General features: G+C 55.3%; 17 protein-coding genes and 1 pseudogene. 10 read left to right on the top strand and 8 right to left on the bottom strand.

What is annotated here, in order from left to right:
* Positions 1-63: 63 nt before the first annotated feature.
* The 7 genes from HMPREF3107_RS10540 to HMPREF3107_RS10570 all read left to right on the top strand — a co-directional run bounded on the left by HMPREF3107_RS10540 (position 64) and on the right by HMPREF3107_RS10570 (position 5,996).
* Entirely contained in the window at positions 64-813 is a 750-nt protein-coding gene (locus HMPREF3107_RS10540) for a Nif3-like dinuclear metal center hexameric protein (RefSeq protein ID WP_070455324.1), read from the top strand.
* A gap of 123 nt (positions 814-936) precedes the next feature.
* Positions 937-1,521 carry a ubiquinol-cytochrome c reductase iron-sulfur subunit gene (petA, locus tag HMPREF3107_RS10545; protein WP_070455326.1) on the top strand — a complete coding sequence of 195 codons (585 nt, stop codon included), beginning with the start codon at positions 937-939 and terminating at the stop codon, positions 1,519-1,521.
* 14 nt (positions 1,522-1,535) lie between these two features.
* The gene (locus HMPREF3107_RS10550; RefSeq protein WP_070455328.1) at positions 1,536-2,885 is read left to right on the top strand and encodes a cytochrome b; all 1,350 of its coding nucleotides are present in this window, start codon (positions 1,536-1,538) and stop codon (positions 2,883-2,885) included.
* 13 nt (positions 2,886-2,898) lie between these two features.
* Positions 2,899-3,684 (top strand): cytochrome c1, encoded by a 786-nt coding sequence (locus HMPREF3107_RS10555; protein WP_070455330.1) that lies wholly within the window; start codon positions 2,899-2,901, stop codon positions 3,682-3,684.
* Positions 3,685-3,866: 182 nt separating this feature from the next.
* A complete protein-coding gene (locus HMPREF3107_RS10560) occupies positions 3,867-4,472 on the top strand; it encodes a glutathione S-transferase N-terminal domain-containing protein (RefSeq protein ID WP_070455332.1) in 606 nt (201 codons plus the stop codon).
* Between the two features lie 24 nt (positions 4,473-4,496).
* Complete coding sequence (locus HMPREF3107_RS10565; RefSeq protein ID WP_070455334.1) at positions 4,497-4,925, top strand: ClpXP protease specificity-enhancing factor; 429 nt, start codon at positions 4,497-4,499, stop codon at positions 4,923-4,925.
* Between the two features lie 93 nt (positions 4,926-5,018).
* Positions 5,019-5,996, top strand: a complete 978-nt coding sequence (locus HMPREF3107_RS10570) for a TerC family protein (RefSeq protein ID WP_070455336.1) — start codon at positions 5,019-5,021, stop codon at positions 5,994-5,996.
* 76 nt (positions 5,997-6,072) lie between these two features.
* On the opposite strand, the gene HMPREF3107_RS10575 is transcribed toward HMPREF3107_RS10570, so the two are convergent.
* Both HMPREF3107_RS10575 and HMPREF3107_RS10580 read right to left on the bottom strand, forming a co-directional pair.
* Entirely contained in the window at positions 6,073-6,480 is a 408-nt protein-coding gene (locus tag HMPREF3107_RS10575; protein WP_070455337.1) for a bacteriohemerythrin, read from the bottom strand.
* Between the two features lie 110 nt (positions 6,481-6,590).
* On the bottom strand, positions 6,591-7,490 hold the full coding sequence (locus HMPREF3107_RS10580) for an NAD(P)H-hydrate dehydratase (RefSeq protein ID WP_070455338.1): 900 nt from the start codon (positions 7,488-7,490) through the stop codon (positions 6,591-6,593).
* A 141-nt stretch (positions 7,491-7,631) separates the two neighbouring features.
* Here HMPREF3107_RS10580 and HMPREF3107_RS10585 point away from each other — a divergent pair, with 141 nt between their 5' ends.
* From HMPREF3107_RS10585 to asd, 3 genes are all read left to right on the top strand, one after another.
* Complete coding sequence (locus HMPREF3107_RS10585) at positions 7,632-8,555, top strand: LysR family transcriptional regulator (RefSeq protein WP_070455339.1); 924 nt, start codon at positions 7,632-7,634, stop codon at positions 8,553-8,555.
* Between the two features lie 12 nt (positions 8,556-8,567).
* Positions 8,568-9,512, top strand: a complete 945-nt coding sequence (locus tag HMPREF3107_RS10590) for an ABC transporter ATP-binding protein (RefSeq protein ID WP_070455341.1) — start codon at positions 8,568-8,570, stop codon at positions 9,510-9,512.
* Positions 9,513-9,631: 119 nt separating this feature from the next.
* Positions 9,632-10,528 carry an archaetidylserine decarboxylase gene (asd, locus tag HMPREF3107_RS10595; RefSeq protein WP_070455358.1) on the top strand — a complete coding sequence of 299 codons (897 nt, stop codon included), beginning with the start codon at positions 9,632-9,634 and terminating at the stop codon, positions 10,526-10,528.
* Between the two features lie 91 nt (positions 10,529-10,619).
* Here the strand turns inward: asd and pyrH are convergent, their stop codons facing one another.
* The 6 genes and pseudogenes from pyrH to HMPREF3107_RS10625 all read right to left on the bottom strand — a co-directional run.
* On the bottom strand, positions 10,620-11,339 hold the full coding sequence (gene pyrH / locus HMPREF3107_RS10600) for a UMP kinase (protein WP_003772400.1): 720 nt from the start codon (positions 11,337-11,339) through the stop codon (positions 10,620-10,622).
* Positions 11,340-11,490: 151 nt separating this feature from the next.
* Positions 11,491-12,738 carry a beta-ketoacyl-ACP synthase II gene (gene fabF / locus HMPREF3107_RS10605; protein WP_070455343.1) on the bottom strand — a complete coding sequence of 416 codons (1,248 nt, stop codon included), beginning with the start codon at positions 12,736-12,738 and terminating at the stop codon, positions 11,491-11,493.
* A 139-nt stretch (positions 12,739-12,877) separates the two neighbouring features.
* Positions 12,878-13,114 (bottom strand): acyl carrier protein, encoded by a 237-nt coding sequence (acpP, locus tag HMPREF3107_RS10610; RefSeq protein ID WP_070455344.1) that lies wholly within the window; start codon positions 13,112-13,114, stop codon positions 12,878-12,880.
* 245 nt (positions 13,115-13,359) lie between these two features.
* Complete coding sequence (locus HMPREF3107_RS10615) at positions 13,360-15,363, bottom strand: prolyl oligopeptidase family serine peptidase (RefSeq protein ID WP_070455346.1); 2,004 nt, start codon at positions 15,361-15,363, stop codon at positions 13,360-13,362.
* Positions 15,364-15,464: 101 nt separating this feature from the next.
* Positions 15,465-15,671, bottom strand: a complete 207-nt coding sequence (locus HMPREF3107_RS10620; protein WP_070455348.1) for a hypothetical protein — start codon at positions 15,669-15,671, stop codon at positions 15,465-15,467.
* A gap of 69 nt (positions 15,672-15,740) precedes the next feature.
* Positions 15,741-16,291, bottom strand: a pseudogene (locus HMPREF3107_RS10625) (hypothetical protein); the annotation flags it as partial.

Genomic DNA, 16,291 nt, shown 5'->3' on the forward strand with positions numbered 1-16,291 from the left:
TAAATTTAATCCACTATATTTTCAGACGGCCTCCAACCACGCCAACCCGCAAAAGGAAACATCATGACAACCTGCCGCGAAATCCTTGCCTGGTGCGACGACATCCTGCAAACCGCCCAATTTAAAGACTATGCACCCAACGGCCTCCAAGTCGAAGGCGCGGAAAAAATTGAAAAAATCGTTGCCGCCGTTACCGCCAGCCGTGCCGCTGTCGAATGTGCCGCACAACAAGGCGCGCAACTGCTACTCGTTCACCACGGCATGTTCTGGAAAAGCGAACCCGCCACCATCACCGGCTGGAAAAAGCAACGCATCGCCACCCTCCTGCACCACAACATCAACATGGCCGGCTACCACCTGCCGCTCGACGCCCACCCCGAACTCGGCAACAACGCCCAACTGGCCAAACTGATGGACTGGCAAACAGATTACACCTGCGGCGAGCAAAACCTACTGCACATAGGCCGTCTGAAAACCCCGAAAACCGTTTCCGAACTGACTGCCGAAATCGCCCAAAAACTCGGCCGCATCCCCACCGTCGTCGGCAATCCGCAACAAACCGTCAGCCGTGCCGCATGGTGCACCGGCGGCGCACAGGGATTTTTTCAGACGGCCATAGACGAAGGCGCCGAAATCTACGTTACCGGCGAAATTTCCGAAGCACAATACCACCTTGCCAACGAAACGGGCACAATCTTCGTCTCCGCAGGCCACCACGCCACAGAACGCTATGGCATACAGGCACTTGCCCGCGCCCTACAACAGAAATTCGGCACGGAAATTTACTTTTTTGACGAACAAAATCCTGCTTAAAATCAAAAAATACTTCAAAAATTTACCTTATTTTAAATACTACTTTAAGCAACCCTACGAATTCAGGTAGAATTACGGGGTTTAATGGCTCGGTATTTTCAAAATCTTAGGATGACTGAAATAATGGATAATCATGAAATCAATCAAGGCCGCCGCCGCTTCCTCGTGCTGGCAACAGCAGGGGCGGGCGGATTAGCCGCAGCAGGCGTGGCGACACCTTTCGTCGCCAGCTGGTTTCCGTCGGAAAAGGCTAAGGCCGCCGGCGCACCTGTAGAAATCGACGTTAGCAAACTCGAAGCGGGTCAAATGCTGACTGCCGAATGGCAAGGCAAACCGATTTGGGTGGTAAACCGCACGGATCAGCAGATAAAGGATCTCAAAGGCTTGGACGGCGTCTTGACCGACCCGAATTCTGAGGTCAACCACCAGCCGGAAGACTGCAAAAATGAAACCCGCTCAATCAAACCGAACGTCTTGGTCGCCATCGGCATCTGTACCCACTTGGGTTGTTCGCCGACCTACCGTCCGGACATCGCCCCGGCCGATTTGGGTGCAGAGTGGAAAGGCGGTTTCTTCTGCCCGTGCCACGGCTCCAGATTCGACATTGCCGGGCGCGTTTATGCCGGTGCGCCTGCCCCGACCAATCTGGTTGTTCCTCCCCATAAATACCTAAGCGACACCACCATCCTGGTCGGCGATGAAACATAAAAAGGGACTTAATTATGGCAAACCAAACCAATAGCAAAGCAAAAGCATTGTTGGACTGGGTGGACGCCCGTTTCCCTTTGTCCAAAATGTGGCGCGACCACCTGTCTGAATACTACGCGCCGAAAAACTTCAACTTCTGGTACTTCTTCGGCTCACTGGCACTTTTAGTGTTGGTGATTCAGATTGTCAGCGGGATTTTCCTTGTCATGAATTTCAAACCCGATGGCAACCTGAACCAATACAACCTACCGGCTGCGTTTACCGCCGTCGAATACATCATGCGCGACGTATCGGGCGGTTGGATTATCCGCTATATGCACTCCACCGGTGCATCGTTCTTCTTTATTGTTGTGTATCTACACATGTTCCGTGGCCTGATTTACGGTTCGTTTAAAAAACCGCGCGAACTGGTATGGGTATTCGGCTCGTTGATTTTCTTGGCATTGATGGCGGAAGCCTTTATGGGCTACCTTCTGCCTTGGGGACAAATGTCCTTTTGGGGCGCACAGGTAATTATCAACCTGTTCTCCGCCATTCCGGTAATCGGCCAAGATTTATCGGTTTGGATCCGCGGTGACTTTACCATTTCCGATGCCACACTGAACCGCTTCTTCGCCCTGCACGTCATTGCCGTACCGTTGGTACTGCTCGGTTTGGTCGTAGCGCACATTATCGCCCTGCACGAAGTCGGCTCGAACAACCCTGACGGTGTGGAAATCAAAAAACTGAAAGATGAAAACGGCGTACCTTTGGACGGTATTCCGTTCCATCCGTACTATACCGTTAAAGACATCTTGGGCGTAGTGGTCTTCCTGATTGTCTTCTGCGCCGTAATGTTCTTTGCGCCCGAAGGCGGCGGCTACTTCCTGGAAGCACCGAACTTTGACCCTGCAGACCCACTGAAAACCCCTCCCCATATTGCGCCTGTTTGGTATTTCACTCCATTCTATGCCATTTTGCGTGCCATTCCGTCCTTTGCCGGTACGCAGATATGGGGCGTCATCGGCATGGGGGCGGCAGTCGTATTGATTGCGCTGCTGCCGTGGCTGGATCGTTCTCCGGTGAAATCGGTACGCTACCGCGGCCCGGTTTTCAAAACTGCGCTGGTATTGTTCGTTATCTCCTTTATCGGTTTAGGTATTCTCGGTGCAATGGTGGCAACCGAAACCCGTACCCTCATTGCCCGCATTTTGTCGGCCGTCTACTTCCTGTTTTTCCTGACCATGCCTATTTACAGCAAACTGGATAAAACCAAACCGGTTCCGGAACGCGTAACCATGAGTACTGGCAAACAAAAAGTGATGTTCTTCGTGTACACCGCCATTACATTAATCGGCGCATACCTGTTTGCAACCAATATCTGATGAGGGCAGCAAAATGAAAAATACATTGAAAAAATGGATTGTTGCCTTTGCCTTGGCAACCCCTATGGCTTTAGCCGGTGCAAGCGGCGACCACCACTATGAAAAAGTCGATATCGATTTGGGCAACCAAGTCAGCCTGCAACGCGGCGCGCAAATCTTTACCAACTACTGCCTGTCCTGCCACTCGGCAAGCAGCATGCGCTTCAACCGTCTGAAAGACATTGGTTTGACCGACGAGCAAATCAAGAAAAACATGATGTTCACCACTGACAAAGTAGGTGATGTGATGCATGCCGCCATGACTCCGGCAGACGGAAAAAAATGGTTTGGTGCGGCACCTCCTGATTTGTCGCTGATTGCCCGTTCGCGTGGTGCTGACTACCTGTATGCCTACATGCGCGGTTTCTATAAAGACCCAACCCGTCCTACCGGCTGGAACAATACTGCGTTTAATAAAGTAGGTATGCCGCATCCGCTGTGGCAGCAACAAGGCGTGCAAGCTGTCGAGCTGGATGGAAAAGGCCAACCCGTTATGGTAAAAGACGAACACGGCCAAGATGTTCCGAAACTGTATTGGGAATCCACCGGTTCCATGACACGCAAAACACCGGACGGCAAAGTCATTACCAAAGAATATGATGATTACGCCCGCGATTTAGTGGCCTTCATGGTTTACATGGGTGAGCCTGCACAGGTAGAGCGCAAACAAATCGGCTATGCCGTCTTGATCTTCTTGTTTGCGGTAATGCTGCCGCTGGCCTACTTCCTAAAAAAAGAATACTGGAAAGACGTTCACTAACCTGTCTGACCAAATTCAAGCGGAGGAGATTCCTCCGCTTTTTTATTTTTCTCCAATAAAACATCATGATATAACGAATTTGTAGTATTTTCAGACGGCCTTGTGTATCATTCTCTTAATTTTCAAACACATCATATCTGCCTTGGCGGATATTTCTTTTCAATTCAGTCGGAGTAATCCTTATGATGATTTTGTATTCGGGCATTACCTGCCCGTTCAGCCACCGCTGCCGCTTCGTCCTATATGAAAAAGGGATGGATTTTGAAATTAAAGACGTGGATATTTTCAACAAACCTGAAGATTTGGCCGTCATGAATCCGTATAACCAAGTACCTGTTTTGGTAGAGCGCGATTTGATACTGCACGAATCCAACATCATCAACGAATACATAGACGAACGCTTCCCCCATCCCCAGCTGATGCCGGGCGACCCCGTTCAACGCGGTCGCGGCCGTTTGGTGCTCTACCGTCTGGAACGCGAACTATTCAGCCATGTGCAGGTTTTGGAAGCACCGGAATCTACATCTAAAGAACAAGCCAAAGCACGCGAAGCCATTTCCCAGGGCCTGACCATGCTGGCACCTGCATTTTCCAAACATAAATACATCATGGGCGACGACTTTTCCATGATTGACGTCGCCATTGCACCACTCCTGTGGCGTTTGGATCATTACGACATCAAATTAGGGAAAAACGCTGCACCGCTGCTCAAATACGCCGAACGCCTGTTCCAGCGCGAAGCCTTTATCGAAGCACTGACACCAGCCGAAAAAGCCATGCGCCGCTAAAATATCATCGATGGGAAACAACGAATGAACAGCAGCACCAAACCTTACCTGCTCCGTGCCCTGTACGACTGGTGCAACGACAACGGCTACACCGCGCACATTGTTGCTTGGGTAAACGAACATACCCGCGTACCGATGCAATATGTGCGCGACAACGAAATCATGTTGAATATCGGGCCGAATGCCGCACACAATCTGAGCATCGACAACGAATGGGTGAATTTTTCCGCCCGCTTTGCCGGTGTGGCGCACGAAATCTGGATTCCTGTCGGCCACATCTCCAGCCTGTTTGCCCGCGAAACCGGCGAAGGCATGGGTTTTGAAATAGAACCCTACCAACCCTCAACCGAAACCTCGGGCGAAACGGAAACGAAAACGGAAGAAAAAAGGCCGTCTGAAAAACCGGAAAACGGCACGGCAGAAAAGAAAAAGGTTTTGAAATTCGTCAAATAACCGCCGGCTCACGGCAGGCCGTCTGAAAGCACGTCCTTTCAGACGGCCTCATCCGTATTAACCGGCATCACAGTTTGAATATAAGGAAACACCATGACTCCCGAACCCAATATCGGCTCTCCGCTGTTTTACGGCGTATTCTTTATCGCCGTCCTCATTATGATCGGCATAGACATGTTGTCGCTGAAAAAAACCGGCGCACACAAAGTCAGCACCAAAGAAGCCCTGCTCTGGTCAGCCATTTGGATTGCCGTATCCTGCGCCTTCGCCGGCTGGCTATATTGGGAAATCAGCAACAACCCAGCCTATGGCCACAACATCGCCAAAACCAAACTAATAGAATATTTCACCGGCTACGTTTTGGAAAAATCGCTGGCCGTAGATAACCTTTTTGTCTTCCTGATGATTTTTTCCTACTTCAAAGTACCGTCCCAATATCAGCACCGGGTATTGTTATACGGCGTATTCGGGGCCATCGTCCTGCGTGCTGTTATGATTTTTATCGGCGCGGTGCTGGTCAGCCGTTTCGAATGGATATTGTATATTTTCGGCGCATTCCTGCTCTACACAGGCATCAAAATGGTCAAACAGAGCGGCGATGAAGAAGGCGAGGACCTGTCGCAAAATAAAGTCCTGCAATGGCTGCAAAAACATATCCGCGTCGGCAAATCATTGAACGGTGAAAAATTCTTCACCGTGGAAAACGGCAAGCGCGTTGCCAGCCCGCTGCTGATGGTACTGATTATGGTAGAACTGAGTGATGTCATATTCGCCGTCGACAGTATTCCGGCCATTTTTGCCGTTACCACCGACCCGTTCATCGTCCTCACCTCCAACATCTTCGCCATCCTCGGCTTGCGCGCGATGTATTTTCTGCTGGCAGACATGGCCGACCGCTTCGTATTCCTGAACTACGGCTTGGCATTCGTCTTGAGCTTCATCGGCATCAAAATGCTGATTCTGCATTGGATTCACATTCCCGTCGCGATCTCGCTGGCAGTCGTCTTCGGCGCACTTGGCGCATCCATCCTCACCTCGCTGGCATACAGCCGGAAAATGGAACGCCGCTGATGATGCGCTACCGCCGATAAAACACAAAAAGGCCGTCTGAAATATCTTTTCAGACTGCCTCAAATTTTAAAACGGCTTACAGACCCAGTTTTTCTTTCACATGTTTCACATAGCCGTGGTCGTTGCGGCGGATATGCAGGAACAACCAAGTTTCCAACAAATCCATCATTTCCTGACCGACATCATCGCCGTTATCGAAACGGCCTTTGAATGTTTTCACTTTATTAACGAAATTTTCATGCACGCGGTGATGGGCATCCAGCAGGGGATATTCTGCCATTTCCAACAAGCTTTCCTCATCGGAGAAGTGCTGTACGGTATATTCAATTAAATGGTCCAAAGCCACGCCCATTCCTTCACGGTCATTTGCAACATGGGCATCATGCATCTCATTGATATACTGAACCAAAATTTTGTGCTGTTCGTCCACCTGTTCGATGCCGGTGTCCAAATCGGAAGTCCAATGCAAGAAAGTATCTGCCATTTTTAATTCCCTTCATGTGTCGATAAAAATCGAATTATAGGGTTTTCCATGTAAAGAACGGACAACATTTGCATAATTAAGTTAGGAATTTATTCAAATTTTGACTTTTATCAAACACTTAATTGTAATTTATTCTCAATCGTCTGATTGCGCAGCCAGCGGGCGGCGGGAGCGATTTCACCTGCTAGCAAACCGATTTCCCCCGCGCCAGACGCACGCAATACATCCGCCGCCGCACCATGCAGCCATACGCCGCCGCAGGCCGCCTGAAACGGCTCGATTCCCTGCGCCAGCAAGCTGCCGATGATGCCGCTTAACACGTCGCCGCTCCCCGCAGTAGCCAAACCTGCATGGCCGCTCAGGTTTTCATACAACATCCCGTTACCGCCGCATACAAGGGAACGATGCCCCTTCAGCACCACCACGGCACGGAAGCGTTCAGCCAGCCGCCGCACCGCCGTTTCCCGGTCGGACTGCACGACGCTTGTCTCCGTTCCGAGCAGGCGCGCGGCTTCGGCGGGATGCGGCGTTAGGACCAACTGCGGGTACAGCGCGGCTTCGGCAGCCAATGCCTCATCATGCGCCAGCAGATTCAGTGCGTCCGCATCTAGCAGCAACGGCGTATCGGAGGCCGTCTGAAAAACCGCCCGCAGCAACTGTGCCGCCTCCGCAGCGCAACCCAAACCGCACCCGGCCACGCGTGCCGACAAATCCGTCCGCTTAAGCAATGCCGACGCCGTATCCAGCATGATTTCGGGATAGGCGGCAATCAGTGGCATGGGCAAAACAGGCTGATGAAAACCGGCCCACACCTTGCCGCAGCCGAGCATCAAGGCGGACGACGCTGCCAATACCACCGCCCCGCTCATACCCGCCGCACCGCCCAACACGGCCAGCGTGCCGAACGTACCTTTGTGGCTGTCGGCCTGACGCGGGCGGAATATTTGCGGAAACCGTTGTACGGCCTCCTCAAGCGGGAAACCTTCGGGCAATCGGTAAAAAACGTTCATGGCAATACTCCTTTACTTCGGATTTTCCGTTTTCAGACGGCCTTATTGTATGCTTTGTCGCCGTCGGATTTGCACCATCCGCATGAATTATTTTAATATTGGTCTTCTTTTACCAACTTTGCCAACGGTCGAGGCCGCCCCATGGAATCCATTATCGAACTGCGTCATCTGAAAACCCTTCTGGCGTTGGAGGAAACCGGCAGCGTTTCCCTCGCCGCGCAACGGGTATTCCTGACCCAATCCGCCCTGTCGCACCAAATCCGCACGCTGGAAAACTATTACGAAACCCCGCTTTTCGAACGCAAATCCAACCCGCTGCGCTTCACGCCTGCCGGTGCGCGGCTGTTGAAACTCGCCCGGGATTTGCTGCCCCAGGTGGCCACGGCCGAACGCGACATGGCGCAGATTATCGAAGGCGAAGCGGGCGAACTGCGGCTGGCGGTGGAATGCCACACCTGCTTCGACTGGCTGATGCCCGCCATGGGCGAATTCCGCCCGTTGTGGCCGCAGGTGGAGCTCGACATCGTATCCGGCTTTCAGGCAGACCCCGTCGGCCTGCTGCTGTCCCACCGCGCCGATTTGGCGATTGTGTCCGAAGCCGTACCGCAGGCGGGCATTGCCTACCGCCCCCTGTTTGCCTACGGCATGGTCGGCATCTGCGCCCCCGAACACCCGCTCGCAGCCAAAGAAATCTGGCAGGCGGAAGACTTTGCCGGTGAAACCCTGATTACCTACCCCGTTCCCGACGACATGCTCGACCTGCTGCGTAAAATCCTGCTGCCGCGCGGCATCAACCCGCAACGCCGCCACAGCGAGCTGACCATCGCCATCGTACAACTCGTGGCCAGCCGCCGCGGCATCGCCGCCCTGCCGTATTGGACCGTGATGCCGTATCTGGAGAAAGGCTACGTCGTCTCGCGCAAAATCACCGAAAACGGCCTGCAAAGCGAACTGTACGCCGCCATGCGGAGCGAAGACAGCGACACCGGCTACCTGGCCGACTTCTGCCAAATCGTGCGCGACCAAGGCTTCGCCACCCTGCCCGGCCTGAGCATACTGGAATAAGGCCGTCTGAAAATGCTCGAACTGCAAAACATCCGCAAACAATTCAACGGCAAAACCGTTGCCGACGGCATCAACCTCCAAGTCGCGCGCGGCAAGCTGCTCGCCATCCTCGGCCGTTCCGGCTGCGGCAAATCCACCCTGCTCAACATCGCCGCCGGACTGACCGCCCCCGACGGCGGACGCGTCCTGCTCGACGGTACGGACATCACCGCCCTGCCGCCCGAAAAACGCCGCATCTCGCTGATGTTCCAAGACTACGCCCTCCTGCCGCACCTGACCGTCCTGCAAAACACCGCCTTCGGCCTCAAAATGCGCGGCACCGCCAAACGGCAGGCGGAAGAGGCCGCCGAAGCCATGTTGGAACAAGTCGGCCTGTCGGACGAAGGACACCGCCGCCCCGACACCCTTTCCGGCGGCGAACAACAACGCGTCGCCCTGGCCCGCGCCCTGGCCGCCGAACCCAAACTGCTGCTGCTGGACGAACCCTTTTCCAGCCTCGACACCGGCCTGAGAAGCAGCCTGCGCAACCTGACCCGCGCACAGGCAGGCCGTCTGAACATCCCCGCCGTCCTCGTTACCCACGACCCCGAAGAAGCCTTCCTGATGGCCGACCGAATCGCCCTGATGGCCGACGGCCGCATCATTCAAGAAGGCAGCCCCGACGAACTGGGCGCGCATCCGAACAGCGCGGCGGCGGCCAAACTGCTCGGCTGCCGCAACGTTGGCGACACATTCTACCTGCCGCCCGACGCGCTCTTTCCCGACCCCGACGGCCCCGCCTGCCCCGTCCTCGCCCTACACCGCCTTCCCGGCGGCACGCGCGCCGAAATCGGCCACCCGCAGTTCGGCCGCATAGAAATGCCCCTGCCGCCCGGCTTCCACGGCGGCGAAATCCGCGTCAGCACAGATACAGCCCGCCTGGTACGCTTTCAAACGCCGCCGGACAAACCGGCATAAATACAGGCCGTCTGAAAACAAACGCCGCATGTTTGAGCCCCGCAGAAACCCGCAGCGTTCGTTTTCAGACGGCCTTTTGCTATACTGCCGTTTTTGACACGGAAACAGAAAGCCCCGCCATGTCCGCCCCCCGCCCCTATCCCGCCCCGAACTACCGCCAACGCCTGCAAATCGCCCTGCACTACCTGCTGCCCCAACTGGCCGTCACCCGTGCCGCAGGCTGGCTGGCCGAACGCCGCTGGGGCGTATTGACCACCTTCATCATCCGCGCCTTTGCCGCCCGCTACCGCATCAACCTCGACGAAGCGGCCCGCAGCAATCCCGCCGATTACGCCAGTTTCAACGAATTCTTCATCCGCCCGCTGAAAGACGGCGCAAGGCCGATAGACGGCGACGGGCAAAACCTCTGCCTGCCTGCCGACGGCCGCGTGAGCGAATGCGGCACCATCGAACACGGACGGCTGCTGCAGGCCAAAGGCCACAGCTTTACCGCCGCCGAACTGCTGGCAGGCGACGAAGGACTGGCCGCACGTTTTTCAGACGGCCTCTTCCTCACCACCTATCTTTCCCCGCGCGACTACCACCGCGTCCACATGCCCTGCGACGGCACTTTGCGTCGCATGATTTATGTGCCGGGCGAACTGTTTTCCGTCAATCCCTTCCTCGCCGAACACGTCCCCAACCTGTTTGCCCGCAACGAACGCCTCATCTGCCTCTTCGATACCGAATTCGGCAGCATGGTGCAGATTTTGGTCGGTGCCACCGTAACCGCCAGCATCAGTACGGTGTGGGCGGGTGTCGTCAATCCGCCGCGCACCGCCGGCGTGCGCCAATGGGACTATCCCGAATCGGGCGACGGGGCGGTCGTCCTGCGCAAAGGCAAAGAAATGGGCGCATTCCGCCTCGGTTCCACCGTCATCAACCTTTTCCCGCACGGCAGCGTCCGCTTAAACGAACGCCTGAAGGCAGGCGTGGAAACGCGGATGGGCGAAACCATGGCGCAACGGCTGTCCTAACCCGCACATCGAAATACGGAAAGGCCGTCTGAAAACCGATTTTCAGGTTTTCAGACGGCCTTTTATGCTGTTTCCTATACGGCAGACCGCATCAGCAGTGAACCAGCGTACCTTCGTTTTCACCGCAAACCACGCGTTTGAGCGCGCCTTCTTTGGCGATGCCGAACACGACGATGTTGAGCTGGCGTTCGCGGCACAGGGCGAAGGCGGTGGCATCCATGACTTTCAGTCGTTTGCTCAAAGCCTCGTCGAAAGTGATGGTTTCATAGCGGACGGCGGACGGGTCTTTTTTCGGGTCGGCAGTATACACGCCATCGACATTGGTGGCCTTCAGCATCACGTCGCAGTTCATTTCCGCGCCGCGCAGGGAAGCGGCGGTGTCGGTGGTGAAGAAGGGATTGCCGGTGCCGCCGGCGAAAATCACGACTTTACCTTCTTTCAGATACTGGATGGCTTTCGGACGGGCGTAGGTTTCGGCAATCTGCTGCATGGGCAGTGCGGATTGGACGCGGGCTTTTACGCCGGCGGATTCGAATGCGTCTTTCAAAGCCAAGGCATTCATGACAGTGGCCATCATGCCCATATAGTCGGCCGTCGCACGGTCCATGTTGTCGGCCTGCGTGGAAACGCCGCGGAAGATGTTGCCGCCGCCGATGACGATGCCGACCTGTACGCCGAGTTCGACGATTTCTTTTACCTGGCCGACAATCTGCATGATGGTTTCGCGGTTGATACCGAAGGCATCGTTGCCCATCAGGGCTTCGCCGGACAGTTTCAACAGGATTCGTTTGTATTTGGTTTGCGGGGTCATGCGGGATTCCTTTCGGCTGGGAGAACGTGGATAAACGGCGCGCATTATACGCGCCAAACCCCGGCTTTATAAACAGGTAAAGGCCGTCTGAAAGCAGGCTTTACACGATAAAGCAGCTTTCAGACGGCCTATTGTCATCCCGACGGAACGTTTAGCCGGAGAATTTCTTGAACACCAGCGTACCGTTGGTACCGCCGAAGCCGAAGGAGTTGGAGATGGCAACGTCGATTTTCGCGTCGCGCGCTTCGTTGGCGCAGTAATCCAAATCGCAGCCTGCTTCGATGTCTTGTTCGAAGATGTTGATGGTCGGCGGAGATTTTTGCTCGTGTACTGCCAACACGCTGTACACTGCTTCCACGCCGCCTGCCGCGCCGAGCAAGTGGCCGGTCATGGATTTGGTGGAATTGACGATAACTTTGCGGGCATGGTCGCCCAACGCCAGCTTGAGTGCTTTGGTCTCGTTGGCATCGCCCAGCGAGGTGGACGTGCCGTGTGCGTTGACGTAATCGACGTCTTCAGGGTTCAGTCCGGCATCTTTCAGTGCGCGGGTAACCGCCAGCGCAGGGCCTTCTTCGTTCGGAGCGGTGATGTGGTAGGCATCGGAACTCATGCCGAAACCGACGATTTCGGCATAGATTTTCGCGCCGCGTTTTTTCGCGTGTTCCAATTCTTCCAACACCAGCACACCCGCGCCTTCGCCGATAACGAAGCCGTCGCGGCCTTTGTCCCACGGACGGGAAGCGGTGGCGGGGTCGTCGTTGCGGGTGGAAAGTGCTTTCATCGCAGCAAAGCCGCCCACGCCCAAAGTGCTGATCGCGCCTTCGGCACCGCCGGCAATCATCACGTCCGCATCGCCGTATTTAATCAGTCGGGCGGAGTCGCCGATGGAGTGCGCACCGGTGGTACAGGCGGAAACCATGCCGTAGCTGGGGCCGCGGTAACCTTTGAGGATGGTTACGTGGCCGGAAATCAGGTTAATCAGCGAACCGGGAATAAAGAAGGGGTTGATTCTGCGCGCGCCGCCTTCGAGTACGGTTTTTCCGGTGGATTCGATGCTGGGCAGGCCGCCGATGCCCGAGCCGATGTTCACGCCGACACGGTCTTTGTCGAGGTTTTCCGCGTCATCCAAGCCGGAATCGCTGATGGCCTGCAGCGCGGCGGCGATGCCGTAGTGGATGAACACGTCCATGCGGCGGGCTTCTTTGCCGCTGATGTATTGGCCGATGTCGAAATCGCGCACTTCGCCGGCGATTTGGCTGTTGATGTCGGATGCGTCGAAACGGGTGATGAGGCCGATGCCGCTTTTGCCGGACAATAGGTTATTCCAAGCGGTTTGTACGTCGTTGCCGACCGGGGAAACCTGTCCGAGGCCGGTGATGACTACTCTTCTCTGACTCATAGTCTGCTCGCTGTAAAACGGGATTCGGAAGCCGGAACGCGCTTGCGGGGCGGTTTGTTCCGAGCCGCTGTTAATGAGAAACGACCCCTGTGTGCAGGCAAGCCCGCGCGCAGAGGCCGGAATAGGGCAAAGGCCGTGCTTAACCTTGGTGAGCGTTCACGTAGTCGATGGCCAATTGAACGGTAGTGATTTTTTCGGCTTCTTCGTCAGGGATTTCGCAACCGAAGGCTTCTTCCAAAGCCATAACCAGTTCTACGGTATCCAGAGAGTCTGCGCCCAGGTCGTTTTGGAAGGAAGATTCGTTTTTCACGTCGGCTTCGCTGACACCCAGTTGCTCGGCAACGATTTTCTTCACTTGTTGTTCAATGTTTGACATATTCTTTCGTCCTTAATTTAAAGCCTTGCGGCGGTGGTTAATGTAAAAACTCAAAACGGGCGCATTGTACCCGATTGATTTAGAGTTTTCCATCTAATGATGTGTTTGCCTTTCAGACGGCCTTCGGAGGCGGCCGCCGCAGGTGCGAAACGCGGGCATATTAGCATAGGCCGGATTTTGCCGACAAGGGCGTTTTCCGCTGTTTTTTCCAAGGCTTATTCTGCACCGCTGCTGTGCGCGCCCGATTACTTGCACACGGTCTCGTTTAAAAACCGCAACACCAGTGCCAATTCTTCCGCCGCTTCTTCCTGCGTGCCGTTGCCGGTATGGCCGCCACAATCGGGGGCGTAGAGCCGGGATTTAGGCGATATGCCGCGCAGTTTGGCGTAAAACTTCAAGGCGTGGGCGGGGTGTACGCGGTCGTCGGACAGGTTGGTGGTGATGAGTGCGGGCGGGTGGTTTAGGCCGTCTGAAAGGTTGTGGTAGGGGGAAAGCCTTTCCAGGTACGGGCGCATTTCGGCGTCGTTCGGGTCGCCGTATTCCTCTATCCAGCTTGCGCCGGCGGAGAGTTGCGTATAAGCCAGCATGTCGGTCAGGGGGACTTCGCACACAAGCGCGCCGAAGGCCTGCGGTTCGCGCACAAAGGCCGATGCGGTTATCAGGCCGCCGTTACTGCCGCCCTGTATGGCGATGTGCGGCGGGGAACTCAGGCCGCGTTCAGCCAAGTCGCGCACGACGGCCAGCAGGTCGTCCACGCTGCGGTGTTTGTGTTCGCGCTGGGCGGCGGTGTGCCAGCCTTTGTATTCGCCGCCGCCGCGTATGTTGGCCAAGACGAAGGTGTTGCCTTGAGCCAGCCAGTGGCGGCCGATGTTGCCCAGATAGTGCGGCAGTTCGGCCACGTCGAAGCCGCCGTAGGCGTAAACAAGCGCAGGGGTGTCGGCGCCGCTGTTTTTGCCGACGTGGAAATACGGTATTTGCGTGCCGTCTGCCGAACGCGCCCAAAGTTGCCGTACGGCGATGCCGTCTGCGTCGAATTGTTTGGGCTGGCGGCGCAGGACGCTCAGTTCGTTTACCTGCAAGTCGAGTGCGTACAGGGTCAGCGGGGTGGTGAAGTCGCTTGCGGCGATGTAGAGCAAGTCGCCGCCCCACGGCTGGTCGATCAGTTCCAACGCACCTTGCGGCAGTTCGGGCAGGGTTTGTTCCTGCCATGTTTTGCCCGTCCATTTCCATGCTTTCAGACGGCCTTTGACATTGTCGAGCAGGGAAACGGCGATAAAGCGTTTGGTGGTTTCCACGCTTTCTACCGCCTGCGCGTCGTCGGGGGCGAGCAACAGGGCGGCCTCGCCCAGTTCGCCTTTGTTGAGTTTGACCGCCACAAGCGCGCCGGCGGGGTAGCTTTTATTGGCACGATGCCACGGCTGCACAAGTTTGATTAAAAGCTGTCCGGCGATATAGCCGGCGATTTCGCAATCGGGCGGCAGTTTGAGTGCGGCGGTGCGGCCGTCTGAAAAAACTTGGTAATAGGTTTTGGTGAAAAAGCCGGCAGCAGCTTCGATTAAATCGACGGGCGAACCGAGTCCGTCCAGATAACGCCAGGCCTGCACCATCACGCCGTCTTCTTCCATGCGGAAAACCGGCAGGCCGTCTGAAAATTCCTGACCGCGCCGCAACAGCCACACTTCGCGCGGATAACCCGACGCGGTGAGCTGGCGTTCGTCCCACGCGGGGCAGACCCAGACGCTGTCCGCGTCGCGCCAGGCGATGTGGTTTTTGCCTGCGGGAAAATGAAAGCCACCTTCGACGATGCGGCGGTCGGCCAAATCGAATTCGACGGTATATGCCGCGTCGCCGCCTGCCGCACTCAGCGTCAGCAGGGCTTGCAGGGGCTGTTCGACATAGTGCGACACGCCGTCCAAATACACGTCGTCGCCCAAAATTTCATCGAAATCGGCCACGGAAAACAGGATTTCCCAATCGGGCATCCCCGCACGGTAAGACGCGGCCGAGCAGACGCGGTACACGCCTTTGGGAAACTCCTCGCTTTGATGGAAATGGTACATGCGGGCGCGGTGTTCCTGACAAAAAGGAATCTGCCTCTCGTCCTGCAACTGGGCGAAAATATCATCCCGCAGGGCGGAAAATTCGGCCGAGCCGGCAAACTGCGCCAGTGTTTCGGCATGCGCTTCGGCGGCAAAGCGGCGGGTTTCGGGGTCGTTTAAATCATGAAAGCGGGCGTAAGGGTCGTACATGGTGGAAGGCCGTCTGAAAAAAAGCGGGATTATAGCGGCAAATGTTTGTCCGGTCGGATTGGAGGCCGTCTGAAAACGGTTTTCAGACGGCCTCGATAACGTTAACGGGTTGTTTCCTGCGGCAGCAGAATACTCATCAAAACGATATTGATATAGTAGTTGCTTCTGCCTATCTTTTCTTTGTGCAGGAATCCGCCTTCTGTCAGTTCGTCCAGATATTTGGCGGCACTGGGGCGGGAAACGTTCAGCGTTTTCATCAGGAAATCGATTTTTGTGTAGGGATGATTGAACAGATGGTTTATCGGCAAGATAGGATAGGCTGCCTGAAAACCCGTTTCGGCAGAATTGCGAATTGGGATTGCAGCCCGCTACATAGCTTACTCCTTTCCGTCAGGCAAAATTCCTTTTTCTACCAAATAGTCCGCCACTTCAGCATCGCTTTTTACCTTGTCAAATTCGCTTAAATAACGGTGAGGGTTCTTGTGGTCGTATTCGGTGATGGTTGTCAGGAATTGGGAAAAATCGCGGTTTTTTTCGGCCAATTCATACATCACTGCATAATCCATTTGCTTTTTATATTTCGCGGGCGACAGGATTTCGCTTTGGCTGAGGTTGGCCGCGTCCAGCAGAATGATGCCGATGCCGAAACTTTGGCTGAGTTTCTGCAAGGCTTCACGGAACTCGCCGTCCTGCGGCACGGACAATGCCACCAAATAGCCTTCGTTCGCCCAGCTGGAATTGCTGACTGCTTGGAAAAAGTATTCTTTGTAATTGCCGAAATCCAAATGTTTTTTTATCTCGAACGAGAAAATCTTAATTGGCAGGCGGTCGAACTTTCTCATCCAGGCTTGTAGGCTGCTGTGTTCGTAGTCGGCATATTCGAACTGAACACCCACCATGAGACCTTTGCAAAATCCCCCCAAAATCC

This window comes from Neisseria sp. HMSC31F04 (genome assembly GCF_001807735.1).
Classification (GTDB): domain Bacteria; phylum Pseudomonadota; class Gammaproteobacteria; order Burkholderiales; family Neisseriaceae; genus Neisseria; species Neisseria elongata.

What these genes read in the sequence shown, in the direction of transcription:
- HMPREF3107_RS10540 (WP_070455324.1), top strand. Translation starts at nt 64, where the DNA reads ATGACAACCTGCCGCGAAATCCTTGCCTGGTGCGACGACATCCTGCAA.
- petA (WP_070455326.1), top strand. Translation starts at nt 937, where the DNA reads ATGGATAATCATGAAATCAATCAAGGCCGCCGCCGCTTCCTCGTGCTG.
- HMPREF3107_RS10550 (WP_070455328.1), top strand. Translation starts at nt 1,536, where the DNA reads ATGGCAAACCAAACCAATAGCAAAGCAAAAGCATTGTTGGACTGGGTG.
- HMPREF3107_RS10555 (WP_070455330.1), top strand. Translation starts at nt 2,899, where the DNA reads ATGAAAAATACATTGAAAAAATGGATTGTTGCCTTTGCCTTGGCAACC.
- HMPREF3107_RS10560 (WP_070455332.1), top strand. Translation starts at nt 3,867, where the DNA reads ATGATGATTTTGTATTCGGGCATTACCTGCCCGTTCAGCCACCGCTGC.
- HMPREF3107_RS10565 (WP_070455334.1), top strand. Translation starts at nt 4,497, where the DNA reads ATGAACAGCAGCACCAAACCTTACCTGCTCCGTGCCCTGTACGACTGG.
- HMPREF3107_RS10570 (WP_070455336.1), top strand. Translation starts at nt 5,019, where the DNA reads ATGACTCCCGAACCCAATATCGGCTCTCCGCTGTTTTACGGCGTATTC.
- HMPREF3107_RS10575 (WP_070455337.1), bottom strand. Translation starts at nt 6,480, where the DNA reads ATGGCAGATACTTTCTTGCATTGGACTTCCGATTTGGACACCGGCATC.
- HMPREF3107_RS10580 (WP_070455338.1), bottom strand. Translation starts at nt 7,490, where the DNA reads ATGAACGTTTTTTACCGATTGCCCGAAGGTTTCCCGCTTGAGGAGGCC.
- HMPREF3107_RS10585 (WP_070455339.1), top strand. Translation starts at nt 7,632, where the DNA reads ATGGAATCCATTATCGAACTGCGTCATCTGAAAACCCTTCTGGCGTTG.
- HMPREF3107_RS10590 (WP_070455341.1), top strand. Translation starts at nt 8,568, where the DNA reads ATGCTCGAACTGCAAAACATCCGCAAACAATTCAACGGCAAAACCGTT.
- asd (WP_070455358.1), top strand. Translation starts at nt 9,632, where the DNA reads ATGTCCGCCCCCCGCCCCTATCCCGCCCCGAACTACCGCCAACGCCTG.
- pyrH (WP_003772400.1), bottom strand. Translation starts at nt 11,339, where the DNA reads ATGACCCCGCAAACCAAATACAAACGAATCCTGTTGAAACTGTCCGGC.
- fabF (WP_070455343.1), bottom strand. Translation starts at nt 12,738, where the DNA reads ATGAGTCAGAGAAGAGTAGTCATCACCGGCCTCGGACAGGTTTCCCCG.
- acpP (WP_070455344.1), bottom strand. Translation starts at nt 13,114, where the DNA reads ATGTCAAACATTGAACAACAAGTGAAGAAAATCGTTGCCGAGCAACTG.
- HMPREF3107_RS10615 (WP_070455346.1), bottom strand. Translation starts at nt 15,363, where the DNA reads ATGTACGACCCTTACGCCCGCTTTCATGATTTAAACGACCCCGAAACC.